Genomic DNA, 18980 nt, shown 5'->3' on the forward strand with positions numbered 1-18980 from the left:
GTCTTACCTCACTTGGCCATCATTTCGAAGTGGATGCTGAACATGATCCACAGCGACAGGCCGACCAGCAGTGCAATTACCAGAACGGTGAACAGGAACGTCGAGACATTGGAACGCTGCTCTTTCGAGCGGTCCATGTGCAGGAAGTAAACCAGGTGCACCACTACCTGAATGACGGCCATGGCCACCACGATCAGGACAGTCAGGTTCTTCGGCAGGGTCGGATACATCACCAGGCCGAACGGAATCGCGGTCAGGATGATCGACAGTACGAAGCCGATCATGTACGACTTCACGCTGCCGTGGTTGCCTTCATGATGAGTGTCATGTGCATTAGCCATTACAGAACCCCCAGCAGGTAGACGACGGTGAACACGCAGATCCAGACCACGTCCAGGAAGTGCCAGAACAGGCTCAGGCAGCTCATGCGGGTCTTGGCGGTCGGCGTGATGCCGTGCTTGTTGATCTGATACATCATGATCGCCATCCAGATCAGACCGGCAGTCACGTGCAGACCGTGGGTACCGACCAGCGCGAAGAACGCCGACAGGAAGCCACTGCGCTGCGGGCCGTAGCCTTCAGCGATCAGGTGATGGAACTCATAGATTTCCATCGCGATAAACGCAGCACCGAACAGGAAGGTGATAGCCAACCAGCCCAGTACACCGGCTTTCTTGCCATCGAACATCTTCAGCATGGCGAAGCCGAAGGTGATCGAGGACAGCAGCAGGAACGCGGTTTCAACCAGCACGAAGTCGAGCTGGAAGATGTCGTGACCCGACGGGCCGCCGGCGAAACCGCCGGACAGCACCGCGTAGGTGGCGAAGAGCGACGCAAACAGGATGCAGTCGGTCATCAGGTACAGCCAGAAACCAAGTACGGTCATCTGGCCCGAGTCGTGGTGGTGATCGTCGTGCCCATGGTCATGACCATGAGCGTCACCGTGGATTACTTGACTGGACATTGATTACACCCGTTCAAACGATTCGACACGTGCGCCGGCAGGCAGAGCACCTGCTTGGGCCAGCGCTTTCATGCGCTCGCCTTCGATGCGCGCCACTTCTTCAGCCGGAACCATGTAGCCCTGGTCGTCACGTGCAGCGTGGCGAACGAAGACTGCGATGGTTGCTACCAGGCTCGCGCCTACCAGCCACCAGATGTGCCAGATGAAGGCGAAGCCGAAGACGGTCAGCAGCAGGCCCATGAACAAACCGGTAGAGGTGTTGCTCGGCATGTGGATCGCTTCGTACTTGGCCGCAGGCTTGTAGGCCACACCGGCTTCCTTGGCTTCGTGCCAGGCGTCCAGACCAACTTTCTCAGGCATGTGAGCGAAGTTGTAGAACGGAGGTGGCGAAGAAGTCGACCATTCCAGGGTACGGCCGCCCCATGGGTCGCCAGTGACGTCCATGTTCTGCTTGCGATCGCGAACCGATACGTAGATCTGGATCAGCTGGCAAGCGATACCGAACAGGATCAGCACGGCGCCGACGACGGCAACGTACAGGTAGGGTTCCCACAGCGGGTTGTCGGAGTGGTTCAGACGACGGGTCATGCCCATGAAGCCCAGGGCGTACAGCGGCATGAACGCAACGTAGAAGCCAGAGATCCAGAACCAGAAGGCAGCCTTGCCCCACTTCTCGTTCAGGGTGAAGCCGAAGGCTTTCGGGAACCAGAAGGAGAAGCCAGCGATGTAGCCGAAGACCGCACCACCGATGATCACGTTGTGGAAGTGGGCAATTACGAACAGGCTGTTGTGCAGAACGAAGTCAGCACCTGGAACAGCCAGCAGAACGCCAGTCATACCACCGATCGAGAAGGTAACCATGAAGCCCAGGGTCCACATGATCGGCGCGGTGAAGCGCAGACGGCCCTGGTAGATCGTGAACAGCCAGTTGAACAACTTCACACCGGTCGGGATGGAGATCAGCATCGTCGCCAGGCCGAAGAAGGTGTTGACGCTCGCGCCGGCACCCATGGTGAAGAAGTGGTGCAGCCAAACGGCAAAGCCGAGGATGGCGATCGCGCCCGATGCATAGATCATCGAGTGGTGGCCAAACAGACGCTTGCCAGCGAAGGTCGAGGTGACTTCCGAGAACACGCCGAAGGCCGGCAGAATCAGAATGTAAACCTCAGGGTGACCCCACGCCCAGAACAGGTTGACGTACATCATCGGGTTCCCACCAAGCTCGTTGGTGAAAATGTGGAAGTCCAGATAACGGTCAACAGTCAGCAGAGCGAGTGCAGCGGTCAGGATCGGGAACGAAGCTACGATCAGCACGTTGGCCCAGGTGCAGGTCCAGGTGAAGATCGGCATGTCCATCAGCTTCATGCCTGGAGCGCGCATTTTCATCACGGTGACCAGGAAGTTAACGCCGGTCAGCGTTGTCCCCAGACCCGATAGCTGTAGCGCCCAGATGTAGTAGTCGACACCTACCCCAGGACTGTACTGAATACCCGCAAGCGGCGGATAGGCAACCCAGCCGGTCTTGGCGAACTCACCAACACCCAGGGAGATGTTGACCAGCAGCACGCCTGCCAGCAGCAGGTAGAAGCTCAGGGAGTTGAGGAACGGGAACGCCACGTCACGTGCACCGATCTGCAGAGGAACCGCAAGGTTCATCAGACCAGTGAAGAACGGCATCGCCATGAAGATGATCATGATCACACCGTGAGCGGTGAAGATCTGGTCATAGTGTTCAGGCGGCAGGTAGCCTTCGGAGCCACCGGTGGCGGCAGCCAGCTGGGTCCGCATCATGATGGCGTCGGCAAAGCCACGCAGCAGCATGATCATGGCGACGATGATGTACATCACGCCGATTTTCTTGTGGTCGACCGTGGTCAGCCACTCGGTCCACAAGTAGGTCCACTTGCGGAAGTAGGTGATCAGACCTACTACAGCGATACCACCGAGCGCGATCATGGCAAGTGTCACCATGACTATCGGCTCGTGATACGGGATCGCCTCCAGACTTAATTTACCGAACATCTCTTACTCCTCTGCCCCGGCAGCTGGTTGCTTACTCGACTCCACACCCTGGGTTGTGGCCAGATCCTTGCTGCCTTCTTCTTCGTGGCTCGGACGACCGCGGTTCATACCTTCGTACTTGTCGACGATGATCTGGAACTGGTCAGCCGAAGCCTCGCTGTACAGCGCGACTGGGTTGTATTCGCTTGGTTTGGCCAAGGCTTCGTATTCGGCCTTGTCCAGCTTCTTCGGCGACTGCTTGACTTCAGCGACCCACTTCTCGAAGTCAGCTTGGGAGGTTGCAGTGGCCTTGAACTTCATACCGGTGAAACCGGCGCCGCTGTAGTTGGCGCTGATACCGTCGAACTCACCGTTCTCGTTAGCGATCAGGTGCAGTTTGGTGGTCATACCGGCCATGGCGTAGATCTGACCGCCCAGGCCTGGGATGAAGAAGGAGTTCATCACAGCGTCGGAGGTGACGCGGAAGTTGACCGGGGTGTTAGCTGGGAAGACGATCTTGTTGACCGTGGCAATGCCCTGCTCCGGGTAGATGAACAGCCATTTCCAGTCCAGCGCGACCACGTCGATCTGCACCGGCTTCACATCGGAATCCAGTGGACGGTACGGGTCCAGCTTGTGGGTGGACAGGTAGGTGAAGTAGCCCAGGGCGCAGATGATGATCACCGGGATGATCCAGATCGCCAGCTCGATCTTGGTCGAGTGCGACCAGTCGGGGGTGTAGGTGGCTGCCTTGTTGGAAGCACGGTACTTCCAGGCGAACGCCAGGGTCATGATGATGACCGGCACGACCACCAGCAGCATCAAGCCGGTAGCGATCAGGATAAGGTTCTTTTGCTCAATGCCGACCTGGCCCTTCGGGTCGAGCAGGGTCCAGTTGCACCCACTGAGTAAAAGCATGCCTAAAAAGGGCAATATGCCAAACAGTCTGGGGTAACGCTTTTTACTCATCTCACGACCTCTAGATCAGCTTGCTTCAATGCAATAGTGTTTTGTTCGCCAACACTTCGTCCTGCCAAGCGTTAGCAATTTGGGCTCGAATTCGCTCCTGCCTGGGGTCCGACTGCAGGACCTGGCGTTGAGCGGGCTTTACGGTGCTTTTGGTTTCGTAGGCAAACGGCCTGTACTTCAGACCAAGTCCATTTGGTGCGGGAAAACGCGGAGGGGTGTCCGCCCGGTATCGCCGTTGGGCGAAACTTGACGAAGTCAGCAAAAAGGAGCCGTGGCTTCCTTCAATCCTGCGACTTGCAAGCAGTGCCGAACGGAAATTGGGGGCGATTGTAGATAGGTCGCCCCCCCTTTACTATGACTTATTGAGCAACAGTCTTTTACAGAATGCGTAACAATCCTGCTCAAAAAATCAACTTCGCGACAGTTTGTCGCACCCCTCCCAGTAGGCCTGAAACCCGCATTCTGCAAGGCTTTGTATTTGATCTGGATCAACTGGGAGGCGAGATCAGGTGATTCTCTCGCGGTGCAACAGACTTGCGCGAATTCGGGACTTTGGTCTAAGCCCCGCGGCGGTTGCGATAGATGCCTAGCGGCACCAGGATGGCGGTCAGGATGAACGCCACCAGCGCCCATTGCGCCAGCGACAGACCCAGGATCGGCGGATACGGGGTGCTGCAGAAACCCTCGACCTGAAACGCCAGTGGCCAGACCTTGGCCAGGGGCAAGTCGTCGACGATCGGTTGCAGGGTATCGATGCCGCAACTGACCGCAGGGTTGGCGAGTATATACACATGGCGGCCAGCCGCAACGATTCCGCCGATGGCGCTGAGCATGACCAAGCCTTCGAACAGCGTCAGGCTGCGCTTGCCCGGCATGGCCGCTGCGATGAACGCGAACACCGCGATCAGCAGCAAGGCGTAGCGCTGCAGGATGCACAACGGGCATGGCGCCTCGCCGAGCACGATCTGCATGTAGAGCGCGCCGCCGATCAGGGCGAGACAGATCACCCCCAGCAGCACCAGGAAGCGCCGTTCACGATTGAGGCGCGATGTTTGTTCGTTCATTGCCGATTCCTTCGATGGAGAGTGGCAGCGCTGAGGCCGACCTGGGCGCCAGTCTACACGCTGAACATGACCTTGAATGTCGAAGGAGTGGCGTGACGGCACTATCCGCAGAGCTCTAGGACCAGACGGATCGACGTCAGTTCAACGTCGGCCATGCACAAATGGCGACGCGAATGCCGGACAGGCGCAAGCCCCTCGACACCCGCGAGTGAAGGATACAGTGATTAAAGCGCGATTAAGGATGAAACATCTGCAGCAGCCATCGCGGGGCAAGCCCGCTCCTACGCTATCGCGCGGGAGCGGGCTTGCCCCGCGATGATGCCGCACCTGCCTGGAGGATTACTCCAATGCAGCCGCCGGCCCAAAGAACTCGTAGCGGCTCTGCGCCTCTGGCACACCTAGCCCTTTGAGCTGACGCTTGATCGCCGCCATGAAGGCCTTAGGCCCCAGGAAGTAGGCATCGACGTCGCGTTCCTGCGGCAGCCACTGCGCCAACAATTCCTCGTTCAACAAGCCCACCGCATCGGCATCACCGCCCTCCTCGGCATGGCAATAGAAACGCTTGAGCTGCGGATGGCGCGCAGCCAGGCCGTCGATCCAGTCACGGAAGGCATGCACCGCGCCATTACGCGCACAGTGGATGAAGTGCACCGGACGCTCGGTAGCAAGCGCCGCTTGCAGCATCGCCAAGGTCGGAGTGATGCCCACCCCACCACTGATCAACACCAACGGCTTGTCGCTCTGCGCCAGGGTGAAGTCGCCTGCAGGCGGGAACAAGGCGATGGTATCGCCTACCATGAACCCGTCATGCAGGTAGTTGGACACCTTGCCACCGGCCTCACGCTTGACGCTGATGCGGTATTGCTCGCCATCGCACAAAGCCGAGAGGGAATAGTTGCGACGCTGCTCGGCACCGTCGATAAACAGTTGCAGGCCAATGTACTGACCCGGTTCGGCCTTGAGCACCGGCTTGCCATCGACCGGGGCGAAATAGAAGGAGACGATCTCGCTGCTCTCTTGCTCGCGGCGCACCAGGCGGAACTCGCGCGTGCCGCGCCAGCCGCCTGCGGCTTCTTCTTTCTGTTTGTAGAGGTTTTCCTCGGCGCCGATCAGGATATCGGCCAACTGACCATAGGCCGCGGCCCAGGCATCGATCACCTCAGCGGTGGCGATGTCCTTGCCAAGCACTTCTTCGATGGCGCGCAGCAGGCAGCGCCCCACGATCGGGTAGTGTTCGGGCAGAATCTGCAGCGCCACGTGCTTGTTGATGATCTGCCCAACCAGCCCGCCGAGCTGCTCGAGCTGATCGATGTGGCGGGCGTACATCAATACACCGTTGGCCAGGGCGCGCGGCTGGTCGCCGCTGGCCTGGTGGGCCTGGTTGAACAGCGAGCGTACCTCGGGGTACTCGCTGAGCATCATCTTATAGAAGTGGGTGGTCAGCGCCTCGCCACCGCTTTCCAGCAGAGGGACAGTGGCTTTGATGATTGCACGTTGTTCGGCATTGAGCATTGCGACAACTCCTGAGCCTGTGGCTTCGAATGGATGCCTTGGCTATTTCAGCAATCGTGCCAACTTCAAAACCCAGTGTATTCAGGGCTTCGCGGGACGCATTGTCAAAATGACAACGACAAGCGTATAGTCATAACGACCAACAGGAGTCTTTATGACCGCAAAACCGTTGCTCACTGCCCTTCTCCCCCTGGTCAGCGACCTGTCGCGCGACCTGCCCGACCAAGAGCGCTATCGCCGCCTACTGCAGGCCATGCGCGATTTGCTGCCGTGCGACGCCGCTGCCTTGCTGCGCCTGGATGGCGAATGGTTGGTGCCGCTGGCGGTCGACGGTCTCGCCCCTGACACCTTGGGCAGGCGCTTTCGGGTCAGTGAGCACCCGCGCTTCAAGATCCTGCTCAGCCGCAGCGAGCCGACGCGCTTTGCCAGCGACAGCCAACTGCCTGATCCCTATGACGGCTTGGTCAATGCACCCGACGCCGACCTGGAAGTACACGATTGCATGGGCTGCCCGCTGATGGTCGATGAACAGCCCTGGGGCCTGCTGACCCTGGATGCCTTGACCCCCGGTCAGTTCCAGAGCCTGGAGCTGGATGCCCTGCAAGCGTTCGCCAGCCTGGCAGCGGCCACGGTCACCGTGGCCGAGCGCATCGAGCATCTGGCTCTGCGCGTGGAAGACGAACAGCAACGCGCCGAGGTCTACCGCCAGGCCAGCGGCCAGGACAAGGAATTGATCGGCCAGAGCAAGGCGCACAAACGCTTGGTAGAAGAAATCCGCCTGGTAGGCGGCAGTGACCTGACCGTGTTGATTACCGGAGAGACCGGCGTCGGCAAGGAGCTGGTGGCCCAGGCCCTGCACCAGGCCAGCAGCCGCGCCGACAAGCCACTGATCAGCCTCAACTGCGCGGCCCTGCCCGACACCCTGGTCGAAAGCGAGCTGTTTGGCCATGTCCGTGGGGCGTTCACCGGTGCCCATGGCGAACGACGTGGCAAGTTCGAACTGGCCAATGGCGGTACGTTATTTCTCGATGAGGTGGGCGAGTTGTCGCTGACGGTACAGGCCAAGCTGCTACGCGTGTTGCAAAGCGGCCAGCTGCAGCGCTTGGGGTCGGATCGTGAGCACCAGGTCGATGTACGGCTGATCGCCGCGACCAACCGCGACCTGGCCGATGAGGTGCGCAACGGCCGCTATCGCGCCGATTTCTATCACCGGCTCAGCGTGTATCCGTTGCAGGTTCCACCGCTGCGCGAGCGCGGCCGTGATGTGCTGCTGATTGCGGGCTACTTCCTGGAGCAGAACCGTTCGCGCCTGGGCCTGAATAGTTTGCGTCTGAGTCATGAGGCCCAGGCGGCACTGCTGGCTTATGACTGGCCGGGCAATGTGCGTGAATTGGAGCACTTGATCGGCCGCTCGGCACTCAAGGCCCTCGGGCAGCACCCGCAGCGGCCACGGATTCTTACCTTGGAGGCTGCGGACCTGGATCTGCGTAGTGTGCTGCCGACCACTGCCGCGCCGGTTGAAAGCGCGCAAGTCTTGGCCAGCCTGCCCGAGGGTGGGCTGCGTGAAGCGCTGGATGATTATCAGCGGCAAGTGATCGAGGCGTGCCTGGCGCGCCACGAGGATAACTGGGCGGCAGCGGCGCGTGAGTTGGGGCTGGATCGGGCCAATTTGAGTCGGGTGGCCAAGCGCTTGGGGCTGCGCTGAATGGGGGTGGGGCTGCTTTGCAGCCTATCGCAGCGGACCGAAAAACCCCTAAAGCCAAGCCAGCACAGGCCGATAACCCGGCATCCTCTCTTTTCCTGACACACCCAAAGGTTGCCCATGGCCACGCAAAATGCCCGCGCGGACTCGTTGTCCCTGCTGCTGTTCACCCTGCGCAGCGGCAAGCTGATGGCTATCAACCTGCTCAAGGTCAGCGAAATCATCACCTGCCCGCCACTGACCAAGCTGCCGGAGTCCCACCCTCACGTAAAAGGCGTGGCGACCCTGCGCGGCAATTCGTTGTCGGTGATCGACCTGTCGCGCGCCATCGGCGAGCGGCCGCTGGCCGACCCGGACGGCGGCTGCCTGATCGTCACCGAGATCAGCCGCTCGCGCCAGGGCCTGCACGTGCAGGCGGTGAGCCGCATCGTGCATTGCCTGAGCACCGACATCAAACCGCCGCCCTACGGCTCGGGCAATCGCTCGTTCATCACCGGCGTGACCCGGGTCGACAACACCCTGGTGCAGGTGCTGGACATTGAAAAGGTCATCCATGCCATCGCCCCCCCTCAGCCCGAGCCGCATCCCGGCGAGCTGAGCGAGGAAGACGCCAGCCTGTTGGCCGCCGCCAATATCCTGGTCGTCGACGACAGCCAAGTCGCCCTGCAGCAATCGGTGCACACCCTGCGCAACCTGGGGATCGAATGCCACACCGCGCGCAGTGCCAAGGACGCGATCAATGTGCTGTTGGAGCTGCAAGGCACCGAGCGCGAGATCAACATCATCGTTTCCGACATCGAGATGTCGGAGATGGACGGCTACGCCTTTACCCGCACCCTGCGCGAGACGCCCGACTTCCAGCACCTCTATATATTGCTGCACACTTCGCTGGACAGCGCCATGAGCAGCGAAAAGGCCAAGACCGCCGGCGCCAATGCGATCCTCACCAAATTCTCCTCGCCGGACCTGACCGACTGCCTGGTGACCGCTGCGCGCACCGTGGTGTTCGCTGAGCACTGACAGTTACGCCAGTAGGCAAGCTGGGCCACCCTGATATATTCAGCGACAAACTCCCAGGCTTGATGCCTGGGGAGACTGGGGCATAATTCGCGCCCCTCGGATGTTTTATGCCGGTATCGCGTATGAAGTATTTCAGCTTTCTCCTGATCGCCTGCGCCCTGTCCACAGGTGTCGCCCAGGCCTCCAGCAGCCAGGCCTGGAACGAGTATCGCCAACAGATGCTCAAGGACTGCCTGTCTGCCAGCCAACTCAAGGACGCCCACGCCCGCGGCAAGCCAGCCGAGTTCGACGACCAGGTCGGTTTCAGCGCCCTGCTGATCGAAGGCGTCTATCCGCAAAAGCATATGCAGCAACGCACCGGCACTGAGCTGTGCCTGTACGATCGTCAACACAAGAAGGCGTTCGTCAGCGAGTGGAACCCAGGCGCCAAGTGAACGACAGCATTCGTTTTTCCTGCACCGGTTGTGGCAAGTGCTGCACTGGCCATCATGTTCCGTTGACCTTGGCCGAGTCGCGCCAATGGGCGGCGGCTGGCGGCCAGGTAGTGGTATTGCTCGAGGCTTTCGTCACCGATGGCCCGGGCATGCCGGTCGAGCAGCGCGAGCATGTGCTGGGGCGTTCGCACCCGGTCAGCTGCGGCACTGGGCAATTGCGCGTGTCAGTGACCTTTGCTGCATTCAATCCCGGGCGCTGTCGCAACCTCGATGCGCAGGACCTGTGCACTATTTATGAGACGCGGCCACTGGTCTGTCGCATCTACCCGGCAGAGATCAACCCGCACCTGCCGCTGCGCCCGGAAAACAAGGACTGCCCACCCGAAGCCTGGGGCCAGGGGCCTGAATTGATCCATGGCCAGGTACTGGCGGATCCGCAGCTGGTCGCGCTGATTGCCGCGTCGCGCCAGGCGGATAGGGACGATATCGCGGCCAAGGTGGCGATTTGTCAGGCGTTGGGTATGACCACCAGCGCGCTAAAGGGCAATGGCTTTACCGCCTATTTGCCGGAAATGGCGGCTTTCGCTAATGCGCTGGAGCAGGTCAGCAGCGATGATCGTGCGCCTTGGACTGTGCATGTAGCGGACTCAGAGCTCGCCAGTACCCTTGTGAGTCACGGCCTGCAAACCACCGCCGAGCCGCCTGTCTATTACGCCTTCATAGGTTTCTGAGGCAGCGCCGCCAGAACTCATCGGCCAAGCGCCGCAGATCCTGCGCCAAATCCGCCACATCACTGGCCCGGGTGTGACTGCGCTGGCCCACATCGACCGTCGCCTCACTGGCCTGGCGAATGCTGACGATGTTGCGGTTGATGCTCTCGCTGACCTGACTCTGCTGCTCTACCGCCGCCGCAATCTGCAAGCTCATCTCGTTGATCTGGTTGACCCGCACGCTGATGCTATCCAGCGCGCCGCTGGCCAACTGCGCCTGGCTCACGCTGTGTCCTGCGTGGGCGCTGCTCTGCTGCATCACCTGCACGGCGGCACGCGCACCATCCTGCAGGGCGCCAATCATGCGTTGGATTTCATGGGTCGACTGCGCCGTGCGCTGGGCCAAGCCGCGAACCTCGTCGGCAACCACGGCAAAGCCGCGCCCCTGATCGCCGGCGCGCGCCGCTTCGATCGCAGCGTTCAAGGCCAGCAGGTTAGTCTGCTCGGCAATCGCGCGAATGACATCCAGCACTCCGGAAATCTCGCTGCTGTGGCCCTCCAGCTGCTGCACCACTTCACTGGCCTCTACCAACGACCCCGCCAGATCCTGGATCGCGCAGCGATTGCGGTCGACCAACTGGTGGCCGGCCTGGGTCTCGTCCTCAGCCTGGTCAGCGGCCATCGAGGCCAACTGGGCGCTGCTGGCAACCTGAGCGACGCTGGCGCTCATCTGGTGGATCGCGGTGGCGACTTGGTCGGCTTCGTTCTGCTGATCCAGGCTGTTGGCGTGACTGGCCTGCAGGGCATTGACCAAGGCCCCGGAATGGCCAGCCAGACGCGCCGAGGTATCGCCGATACGCCCAACCACCGCGCCCAGCTGCGCCTTGAGCATACGCATGGCGAACTCGATCTGGCCGATGCCGTCGCGCCGTCCGGTATACAGCTGCTGGCTCAGCGGATTGTCGGCAATGCTCAGCGCCTGGCGGCGCAAGCGCTCGAACGGGCGCAACGCCAGCACAATCGCCAGACTGCTCAGGCCTGCGGCCAACAGCAACTCCAGCAGTGCAGCCTGCCAAGGCGTGCCCAACCACCAATGCCCAGCGCCGAGTGCCACCACCAAGGCAGCCGCCACCGCCACGCATGCGCGCAGGCCCAGGCCAACCACCGGCAAGCGCTCGCGCCAACCTCGCCGCCCCGCGCGCAAGCGTGCATAACAACGCTCGGCGGCGGCGACCTGCGCTTCAGTTGGCCGGGTGCGCACCGACTGATACTCGACGGTATTACCGCCGCTACTGATCGGCGAAACGAAGGCGCTGACCCAATAGTGATCGCCATTCTTGCAGCGGTTCTTGACCAAGCCCATCCATGAACTGCCGGCCTTCAACGCCCGCCACATCTGCTCGAACGCCTGCGGCGGCATGTCGGGGTGGCGCACCAGGTGATGCGCTTGGCCGAGCAATTCGTCGCGGGCAAAGCCACTGATGCGCACGAAATCGTCATTGGCATAGGTGATCAGGCTGTCCAGGTCGGTAGTGGACAGGATGTTGGCATCGCCGGGGTACTCCACTTGGCGACCGGTAACAGGCACATTGCACTTCATCGGCGGCTCTCGTTCTTGTCGGGAAGATCGGCAGGGCGTTCGACTCTATGGCCAACTAGCAGAGAAACATTGATCTGGGGCAGCATATTGGCAATTCGCCACTAACCTGCCGAAACTGTCAGCGCTGTCAGCTAGGCGTCACGCTGGCGACCCGATCCCGGCGCTATAAGCTTGAGTACAGACATCCGTTTTCTCACCCCCGGCTACGGTGCCCGACCCGATGCGACGTCCGTCCCGCTCTGTGTTTCTTGCCGCCTTGGCGCTCATTGCCCTGATTGGCGCAGGCGGCTGGCTGAGCCAACGCCAATCGGCGCCGGCCGTCCGTGCGCAAACGGCGATTCCAGTGCGGGTGGTCAGCGTCGCCCAGCAAGATGTGCCGCGCTATGCCAGCGCCATTGGCTCGGTGCTGTCATTGCACAGTGTCGAGATTCGGCCACAGGTCGAAGGCGTGCTGACCCAAGTGCTGGTCAAGGAAGGCCAGTGGGTCAAGCAGGGGGACCTGCTCGCCACCCTCGACGATCGGGCTATCCGCGCCAGCCTCGACCAGGCACGTGCCCAGCTCGGCCAGAGCCAGGCGCAGCTGCAAGTGGCCGAGGTCGATCTTAAGCGCTACAAGCTACTGAGCAGCGACGATGGCGTCTCCAAGCAGACCCTCGACCAGCAACAGGCGCTGGTCAATCAGTTGCAAGCCACCGGTAAGGGCAACCTGGCGGCCATCGCCAATGCCCAGGTGCAGCTTTCTTATACACAGATCCGCTCCCCGGTAACCGGGCGAGTCGGCATACGCAATGTCGACCCCGGCAACCTGGTGCGCACCAGCGATACCCAAAGCCTGTTCAGCGTGACCCAGATCGACCCGATCGGCATCGAGTTCGCCCTGCCCCAGCAGATGCTGCCGACCCTGCAAAGCCTGCTCAAGGCGCCAACCGCAGCTGTGGTCCAGGCCTACCTGGATGCCAACGGCGAAAGCAAACTGCTCGCCGAGGGGCATCTGGCCCTGATCGACAACCAGATCTCGGCCACCACCGGCACGCTGCGGGTCAAGGCCGAATTCGACAACAAGGATGGGCTGCTCTGGCCCGGCCAACTGGTGACGATAAAGCTGCGCACCGCGGTCGACGAAAGCGCGCTGGTGGTACCGCCACCCGTGGTCCAGCGCGGCGTCGACGGCCATTTCGTCTACCGCCTGGACGGCGACAAGGTCACCAGTGTGCCGGTCAAGGTGCTGTTCCAGGACAGCACGCTGAACATCATTGCCGGGGTCAAAGCCGGTGATCGGCTGGTGCTCGATGGTCAGTCGCGGCTCAAGCCGGGGGCTCACGTCGAAGTGCTGAGCGACGCGCCCAACAGTACTGAGATGGCCGATCGCAGGGCGCAACCATGACTACCCGCAACGGTCTTTGCGCCTGGTGCATCGACCACCCAGTCGCCACCCTGCTGCTGACCTTCGCCCTGGTCCTGCTTGGCGCCATCGCTTTCCCACGCTTGCCCGTGGCGCCCTTGCCAGAGGCAGATTTCCCGACCATCCAGGTTACCGCGCAACTGCCCGGCGCCAGCCCGGAAACCATGGCCTCGTCGGTGGCCACGCCGTTGGAAGTACAGTTCAGCGCCATCCCCGGCATGACCCAGATGACCAGCAGCAGCGCGCTGGGCTCGACCAACCTGATCCTGCAATTCACCCTCGACAAGAACATCGACACCGCCGCCCAGGAAGTCCAGGCGGCGATCAACACCGCCACCGCGCGCCTGCCCCAGGACCTGCCCAACCCGCCAACCTGGCGCAAGGTCAACCCGGCCGACAGCCCGGTGCTGGTGCTCACCGTCAGCTCCGCGCAGATGCCCGGCAACGAGCTGAGCGACTACACCGAGACCTTGCTGGCGCGACAGTTGAGCCAGATCGACGGGGTCGGCTTGATCAACATCACCGGCCAACTGCGCCCGGCGATCCGCGTCCAGGCCCAGCCGGAGAAACTCGCCGCCATCGGCCTGACCCTGGCCGACCTGCGCCTGGCTATCCAGCAAACCAGCCTGAACCTGGCCAAGGGCGCGCTGTACGGCGAGCACAGCGTGTCGACCCTGGCCGCCAACGACCAGCTGTTTCATCCCGAGGACTACGCCAAGCTGATCGTCTCCTACCGCGACGGCGCGCCGGTACACCTGTCGGATGTGGCCAAGGTGATCCAGGGCGCGGAAAACGCCTACGTCAAATCCTGGTCTGGCGATCAGCCTGGGCTGAACCTGGTGGTGTTCCGCCAGCCTGGGGCGAACATCGTCGATACCGTCGACCGGGTGCTGGAGGCGCTACCGCGCTTGCAGGAAATGCTCCCGGCCTCGGTCGAGGTGTCGGTGCTGCAAGACCGCACCCAGACCATCCGCGCCTCGCTGCATGAGGTGGAGCTGACCTTGATGATCGCGGTGATCCTGGTGATCGGCGTGATGGCGTTGTTCCTGCGCCAGTGGTCGGCGACCTTGGTGGTGTCGAGTGTGCTGGGCGTGTCGCTGATCGCCAGCTGCGCGCTGATGTATATCTTTGGTTTCAGCTTGAACAACCTGACCCTGGTGGCCATCGTCATCTCGGTGGGCTTCGTGGTCGACGATGCGATCGTGGTGGTGGAGAACATCCACCGCCACCTGGAGGCTGGCGACGACAGCCGCACCGCCGCAATAAAAGGCGCCGGCGAGATCGGCTTTACCGTGATATCGATCAGCTTCTCGCTGATCGCCGCATTTATCCCGCTGTTGTTCATGGGCGGTGTGGTTGGGCGGCTGTTCAAGGAGTTCGCCCTCACCGCGACCTCGACCATCCTGATTTCGGTGGTGGTGTCGCTGACCCTGGCGCCGACCCTGTGCGCGCTGTTCATGCGCCGGCCACCCAAGGAGCATCACGATGGCTTTGGCGAGCGCCTGGTGCGCTGGTACGAAAAAGGCCTGAACCGCGCCCTCGCCCATCAACGCCTGACCCTCGGCGTGTTCGGCCTGACCCTGGCGCTGGCGGTGGTCGGCTACGTGGCCATTCCCAAAGGCTTCTTCCCGCTGCAAGACACCGGTTTCATCCTCGGCACCAGCGAGGCAGCGGCCGACGTCTCTTATCCGGCGATGATCGAAAAGCATCAGGCGCTGGCCAAGATCATCGAGGCTGACCCTGCGGTGCGCGCCTTCTCCCACGCGGTGGGTGTCACCGGCAACAACCAGACCATCGCCAACGGCCGCTTTTGGATCGCCCTCAAGCCCCGTGGCGAGCGCGATGTGTCGGCCAGCGAGCTGATCGACCGGCTGCGCCCGCAACTGGCGAAAGTCCCTGGGGTGGTGCTGTACATGCGTGCCGGCCAGGATATCAACCTCAGCTCCGGGCCATCGCGTACCCAGTACCAGTACGTGCTCAAGAGCAATGACGGCGTCGCCCTGGACCTCTGGACCCAGCGCTTGACCGAGCGCCTACGCGAGATCCCGGCGTTTCGTGACCTGTCCAACGACCTGCAGTTGGGCGCCAGCGTCACCCGCATCGAGATCGACCGCCAGGCCGCAGCGCGCTTCGGCCTGACCACCACCGATGTCGACCAGGCGCTGTATGACGCCTTCGGCCAGCGGCAGATCAGTGAATTCCAGACCGAGACCAACCAGTACAAGGTGATTCTCGAACTGGATGCCCGCCAGCGGGGCAAGGCCGAGAGCCTCAATTACTTCTACCTGCGCTCACCGCTGACCAACCAAATGGTGCCACTGTCGGCGCTCGCGCATGTCGCCGCGCCGAGCACCGGGCCACTGTCGATCGCCCATGACGGCCTGTTCCCGGCCGCCAACCTGTCGTTCAACCTGGCGCCCGGGGTAGCCCTGGGCGATGCGGTGCGCATCCTCGACCAAACCCAACGCGAACTGGGCATGCCCGACTCGATCGCCGGCAACTTCCAGGGCGCCGCCCAGGCCTTCCAGAGTTCGCTGTCGAGCCAGCCGTGGCTGATCCTCGCTGCGCTGGTGGCGGTGTATATCATTCTCGGCGTGCTCTACGAGAGCTTCGTCCACCCGCTGACCATCATCTCCACCCTGCCCTCGGCCGGCCTGGGGGCGTTGATCCTGCTGTGGGCGATGGGCCAGGACTTCAGCATCATGGGCCTGATCGGCGTGGTGCTGCTGATAGGCATCGTCAAGAAGAACGGCATCCTGTTGATCGACTTCGCCCTGGAGGCGCAGCGCAAGCAAGGCCTGACCCCGGAGCAGGCGATCCATCAAGCGTGCTTGACGCGTTTTCGGCCGATCATCATGACCACCCTGGCCGCCTTGCTCGGCGCAGTCCCGCTGATGTTCGGCTTTGGCACTGGCGCTGAACTGCGCCAGCCCCTGGGCATTGCGGTGGTCGGTGGGCTGGTGGTGAGCCAGGCGCTGACGCTGTTCACCACCCCGGTCATATACTTGGCCCTGGAGCGTCTGTTCCATCGCCGCCAGGCCGCCACCGCGGCCGCGCCGAACGCCAGTTGAGACAAGAGCATGCGTGTACTGATCATCGAAGACGAAGAGAAAACCGCCGACTACCTGCATCGCGGCTTGAGCGAACAGGGCTTTACCGTCGACCTGGCCCGTGACGGCATCGACGGCCTGCACCTGGCCCTGGAAGGCGACTACGCGGTGATCGTCCTCGACGTCATGCTGCCCGGCCTGGATGGTTACGGCGTGCTGCGCGCATTGCGTGCCCGCAAGCAGACGCCGGTGATCATGCTGACCGCCCGCGAGCGCGTCGAAGACCGCATCCACGGCCTGCGCGAAGGCGCCGACGACTACCTGGGCAAGCCGTTTTCGTTCCTTGAGCTGGTCGCGCGCCTGCAAGCACTGACGCGCCGCAGCAGCAACCATGAGCCCTTGCAGGTGCAAGTTGGCGACTTGTGGATCGACCTGATCAGTCGCAAGGCCAGCCGCGCCGGGCAGCGGCTGGAGCTGACCGCCAAGGAGTTCTCGCTGCTCAGCGTGCTGGCCCGCCGCCAGGGTGAAATCCTCTCCAAGACCGCCATCGCCGAGCTGGTCTGGGACATCAATTTCGACAGCGACGCCAATGTCGTCGAAGTGGCCATCAAACGCCTGCGGGCCAAACTCGACGGGCCGTTCGACAACAAGCTGCTGCATACCATTCGAGGCATGGGCTATGTCCTGGAAAACCGTGCCGGCTAACTCCATCGCCCTGCGCCTGGCGGCGCTGTTTTTGCTGGTGGCGATGGGCGTGTTCCTGCTGATCGGCACTGCCCTGTACCGCCAGGTCGACCACAGCCTGGACATGCTCCCGGCGGCCGAGCTGGATGCGCGCTTCAGCGTGCTGGAGTCGACCCTCAATCGCTTCGGCACCCGCGAGCACTGGCTGAAGATTCACAACAAGCTCAACCTGCTGAGCGAAGAAGACCGGCGCATTCGCTTCTGGGTGGTGAGCAGCGATCCGGCCTACGAGTATGGCAAGCCGACCGAGCAGGTCCGCGCCTTCGCCGAGGGTGCGCAGGGCATGCGCGATCTGCGCCTGGCCGACAGCCCCTATCCGTACAAAGTGCTGGTCAGCGAACTGCCGGCCCTGGGTGAGCGGCCAGCCCTGCGCTTCATGATCGGCATCGATACCGAAACCTTCTGGCAGGCCCAGCACAGCCTGCTGGTGGCCATCGTGGGCCTGGCCGTACTCGGCGTGCTGCTGGCCGCGGTGCTCGGCTACTGGGTGGCGCGGATCGGCCTGCGACCGTTACTGGCGCTGTCCAATGAAGCGCAAGCCTTGGCCCCACCGCGCCTGGACGGACGCCTGCAAACCCACGACCTGGCACCTGAGCTGGCGCAATTCGCTGGCGCCTTCAACGCAGCGCTGGACCGGGTCAGCCTGGCCTACTCGCGCCTGGAGGCGTTCAACGCCGATGTCGCCCACGAACTGCGCTCGCCGCTGACCAACCTGATCGGCCAGACCCAGGTGGCACTGACCCGTGGACGCAGCGCCGAACACTACTTCGAGGTCCTGCAATCGAACCTTGAAGAGCTTGAACGACTGCGCAGCATCATCAACGACATGCTGTTTCTGGCCAGCGCCGACCAGGGCAGCAAGGCCACCGCGCTGACCCAGGCGTCACTGGCCGAAGAAGTCGCCACCACCCTCGACTACCTGGACTACATCCTCGAAGACGCCCAGGTGAAGGTCAGTGTCAGCGGCGATGCGCTGGCGCCGATCGAGAAAGCCCAACTGCGCCGGGCACTGATCAACCTGCTCAACAATGCCGTGCAGCACACCGCGCCCCAGCAAATCATCGCGGTGCACATCGAGGCGGGGCCAGAGCATGTCAGCATCGCTGTGAGCAACCCTGGCCCCGCCATTGCCGACGAGCACCTGGCGCTGTTGTTCGAACGCTTCTACCGGGTCGATGCTGCGCGCACCAATACCGGCAGTGGCAACCATGGTTTGGGCCTGGCAATCGTCAAAGCCATCGCCTTGATGCACGGCGGCAGTGTCTTCGTGCGCAGCGAAGCCGGCGCCAACACCTTCGGTATTCGTCTGCCGAGCGCTCAAGTCCGCGGGTTTGCGCCGCAGAACTGAGGAGTTCGCGACATATCCTTACCTTTTGCGCAATAGTGCTTATCCATCTTTGCGCTGTTTCCACGGCGTGATTGGTACTAACTTAGCCCCTGTCTTAATTATCACTTGCCCCGCAAGAAGGTTGTTCCAAATGTCCAACAGTATGGGTGTTGCCAGCGTATTCGTTCTGTCTTCCCTGTTGTTGTCGCCCCTGGCCATGGCTGAAGAATCGCCGGCCTTCGTCGCCCGAAACGCAGAACTTGCCGCGGTTCATCAAGAAGCTCGCCAGAGCTATGCCGCGCAACAGGAAGACGCTGCGAAAGACGCTCAGCAGACCGCTTCCAAAGTCGTCACCGACGACAACGCCGATAGCTGATCAATCCTGTTCCAACGCTCCTTTTTCCCTTGGCTAGTGCATGGCCGCCCAGCGCGCCAATATGTTAGCCTCTTAAAGCCGCTGCCAATCAGCGGCTTTTTTTAT

16 protein-coding genes and 1 pseudogene are annotated in these 18980 nt (G+C 62.0%); 9 read left to right on the forward strand and 8 right to left on the reverse strand.

The annotated features are described in order from the left end of the window. Positions 1–8 precede the first annotated feature (8 nt). From cyoD to hmpA, 6 genes are all read right to left on the reverse strand, one after another. Positions 9–341, reverse strand: coding sequence for a cytochrome o ubiquinol oxidase subunit IV (gene cyoD, locus AAZU54_RS11925; RefSeq protein WP_186554120.1), 333 nt, complete (start codon positions 339–341; stop codon positions 9–11). After that, on the reverse strand, positions 341–964 hold the full coding sequence (gene cyoC / locus AAZU54_RS11930; protein ID WP_186554121.1) for a cytochrome o ubiquinol oxidase subunit III: 624 nt from the start codon (positions 962–964) through the stop codon (positions 341–343). The genes cyoD and cyoC overlap by 1 nt, the downstream gene beginning before the upstream one ends. A 3-nt stretch (positions 965–967) precedes the next feature. Next, positions 968–2986: a cytochrome o ubiquinol oxidase subunit I gene (cyoB, locus tag AAZU54_RS11935; protein ID WP_186554122.1), complete on the reverse strand. Its 2019-nt coding sequence runs from the start codon at positions 2984–2986 to the stop codon at positions 968–970. Positions 2987–2989: 3 nt separating this feature from the next. Then, complete coding sequence (gene cyoA, locus AAZU54_RS11940) at positions 2990–3934, reverse strand: ubiquinol oxidase subunit II (protein ID WP_186554123.1); 945 nt, start codon at positions 3932–3934, stop codon at positions 2990–2992. A gap of 557 nt (positions 3935–4491) precedes the next feature. Next, the gene (locus tag AAZU54_RS11945; RefSeq protein WP_186554124.1) at positions 4492–4998 is read right to left on the reverse strand and encodes a disulfide bond formation protein B; all 507 of its coding nucleotides are present in this window, start codon (positions 4996–4998) and stop codon (positions 4492–4494) included. A gap of 339 nt (positions 4999–5337) precedes the next feature. Then, positions 5338–6510: an NO-inducible flavohemoprotein gene (gene hmpA, locus AAZU54_RS11950; protein ID WP_434727195.1), complete on the reverse strand. Its 1173-nt coding sequence runs from the start codon at positions 6508–6510 to the stop codon at positions 5338–5340. 154 nt (positions 6511–6664) lie between these two features. On the opposite strand from hmpA, the gene norR reads away from it, so the two are divergent. The 4 genes from norR to AAZU54_RS11970 all read left to right on the forward strand — a co-directional run bounded on the left by norR (position 6665) and on the right by AAZU54_RS11970 (position 10397). Continuing rightward, positions 6665–8215: a nitric oxide reductase transcriptional regulator NorR gene (gene norR, locus AAZU54_RS11955; protein WP_186554126.1), complete on the forward strand. Its 1551-nt coding sequence runs from the start codon at positions 6665–6667 to the stop codon at positions 8213–8215. 117 nt (positions 8216–8332) lie between these two features. Further along, on the forward strand, positions 8333–9232 hold the full coding sequence (locus AAZU54_RS11960; RefSeq protein WP_264234784.1) for a chemotaxis protein: 900 nt from the start codon (positions 8333–8335) through the stop codon (positions 9230–9232). Between the two features lie 122 nt (positions 9233–9354). Beyond that, entirely contained in the window at positions 9355–9666 is a 312-nt protein-coding gene (locus tag AAZU54_RS11965; RefSeq protein ID WP_264234783.1) for a hypothetical protein, read from the forward strand. Beyond that, a complete protein-coding gene (locus tag AAZU54_RS11970) occupies positions 9663–10397 on the forward strand; it encodes a YkgJ family cysteine cluster protein (protein ID WP_434727196.1) in 735 nt (244 codons plus the stop codon). The genes AAZU54_RS11965 and AAZU54_RS11970 overlap by 4 nt, the downstream gene beginning before the upstream one ends. Here AAZU54_RS11970 and AAZU54_RS11975 read toward each other — a convergent pair. Together AAZU54_RS11975 and AAZU54_RS11980 are read right to left on the reverse strand one after the other, a co-directional pair. Further along, positions 10384–11514: a methyl-accepting chemotaxis protein gene (locus AAZU54_RS11975; protein WP_434727206.1), complete on the reverse strand. Its 1131-nt coding sequence runs from the start codon at positions 11512–11514 to the stop codon at positions 10384–10386. The two genes, AAZU54_RS11970 and AAZU54_RS11975, sit on opposite strands and share 14 nt — an antisense overlap. Before the next feature lie 180 nt (positions 11515–11694). Continuing rightward, a pseudogene (locus tag AAZU54_RS11980) lies at positions 11695–11976 on the reverse strand (PAS domain-containing protein); the annotation flags it as partial. 220 nt (positions 11977–12196) lie between these two features. On the opposite strand from AAZU54_RS11980, the gene AAZU54_RS11985 reads away from it, so the two are divergent. The 5 genes from AAZU54_RS11985 (at position 12197) to AAZU54_RS12005 (ending at position 18875) form a co-directional block, all read left to right on the forward strand. Continuing rightward, positions 12197–13360 (forward strand): efflux RND transporter periplasmic adaptor subunit, encoded by a 1164-nt coding sequence (locus tag AAZU54_RS11985; RefSeq protein ID WP_186554131.1) that lies wholly within the window; start codon positions 12197–12199, stop codon positions 13358–13360. Continuing rightward, positions 13357–16449 carry a multidrug efflux RND transporter permease subunit gene (locus tag AAZU54_RS11990; protein ID WP_312153826.1) on the forward strand — a complete coding sequence of 1031 codons (3093 nt, stop codon included), beginning with the start codon at positions 13357–13359 and terminating at the stop codon, positions 16447–16449. The genes AAZU54_RS11985 and AAZU54_RS11990 overlap by 4 nt, the downstream gene beginning before the upstream one ends. A 9-nt stretch (positions 16450–16458) precedes the next feature. Further along, positions 16459–17133, forward strand: a complete 675-nt coding sequence (locus AAZU54_RS11995; protein WP_186554133.1) for a heavy metal response regulator transcription factor — start codon at positions 16459–16461, stop codon at positions 17131–17133. Further along, positions 17108–18520 (forward strand): heavy metal sensor histidine kinase, encoded by a 1413-nt coding sequence (locus AAZU54_RS12000; RefSeq protein ID WP_312153828.1) that lies wholly within the window; start codon positions 17108–17110, stop codon positions 18518–18520. Before AAZU54_RS11995 ends, AAZU54_RS12000 begins: the two co-directional genes overlap by 26 nt. A 130-nt stretch (positions 18521–18650) precedes the next feature. Next, positions 18651–18875: a hypothetical protein gene (locus AAZU54_RS12005; RefSeq protein WP_186554135.1), complete on the forward strand. Its 225-nt coding sequence runs from the start codon at positions 18651–18653 to the stop codon at positions 18873–18875. The last annotated feature ends 105 nt before the right edge of the window (positions 18876–18980 follow it).

The organism is Pseudomonas sp. Je.1.5.c (genome assembly GCF_051129895.1).
Lineage (GTDB): Bacteria > Pseudomonadota > Gammaproteobacteria > Pseudomonadales > Pseudomonadaceae > Aquipseudomonas > Aquipseudomonas urmiensis.

What these genes read in the sequence shown, in the direction of transcription:
- cyoD (WP_186554120.1), bottom strand. Translation starts at nt 341, where the DNA reads ATGGCTAATGCACATGACACTCATCATGAAGGCAACCACGGCAGCGTG.
- cyoC (WP_186554121.1), bottom strand. Translation starts at nt 964, where the DNA reads ATGTCCAGTCAAGTAATCCACGGTGACGCTCATGGTCATGACCATGGG.
- cyoB (WP_186554122.1), bottom strand. Translation starts at nt 2,986, where the DNA reads ATGTTCGGTAAATTAAGTCTGGAGGCGATCCCGTATCACGAGCCGATA.
- cyoA (WP_186554123.1), bottom strand. Translation starts at nt 3,934, where the DNA reads ATGAGTAAAAAGCGTTACCCCAGACTGTTTGGCATATTGCCCTTTTTA.
- AAZU54_RS11945 (WP_186554124.1), bottom strand. Translation starts at nt 4,998, where the DNA reads ATGAACGAACAAACATCGCGCCTCAATCGTGAACGGCGCTTCCTGGTG.
- hmpA (WP_434727195.1), bottom strand. Translation starts at nt 6,510, where the DNA reads ATGCTCAATGCCGAACAACGTGCAATCATCAAAGCCACTGTCCCTCTG.
- norR (WP_186554126.1), top strand. Translation starts at nt 6,665, where the DNA reads ATGACCGCAAAACCGTTGCTCACTGCCCTTCTCCCCCTGGTCAGCGAC.
- AAZU54_RS11960 (WP_264234784.1), top strand. Translation starts at nt 8,333, where the DNA reads ATGGCCACGCAAAATGCCCGCGCGGACTCGTTGTCCCTGCTGCTGTTC.
- AAZU54_RS11965 (WP_264234783.1), top strand. Translation starts at nt 9,355, where the DNA reads ATGAAGTATTTCAGCTTTCTCCTGATCGCCTGCGCCCTGTCCACAGGT.
- AAZU54_RS11985 (WP_186554131.1), top strand. Translation starts at nt 12,197, where the DNA reads ATGCGACGTCCGTCCCGCTCTGTGTTTCTTGCCGCCTTGGCGCTCATT.
- AAZU54_RS11990 (WP_312153826.1), top strand. Translation starts at nt 13,357, where the DNA reads ATGACTACCCGCAACGGTCTTTGCGCCTGGTGCATCGACCACCCAGTC.
- AAZU54_RS11995 (WP_186554133.1), top strand. Translation starts at nt 16,459, where the DNA reads ATGCGTGTACTGATCATCGAAGACGAAGAGAAAACCGCCGACTACCTG.
- AAZU54_RS12000 (WP_312153828.1), top strand. Translation starts at nt 17,108, where the DNA reads ATGTCCTGGAAAACCGTGCCGGCTAACTCCATCGCCCTGCGCCTGGCG.
- AAZU54_RS12005 (WP_186554135.1), top strand. Translation starts at nt 18,651, where the DNA reads ATGTCCAACAGTATGGGTGTTGCCAGCGTATTCGTTCTGTCTTCCCTG.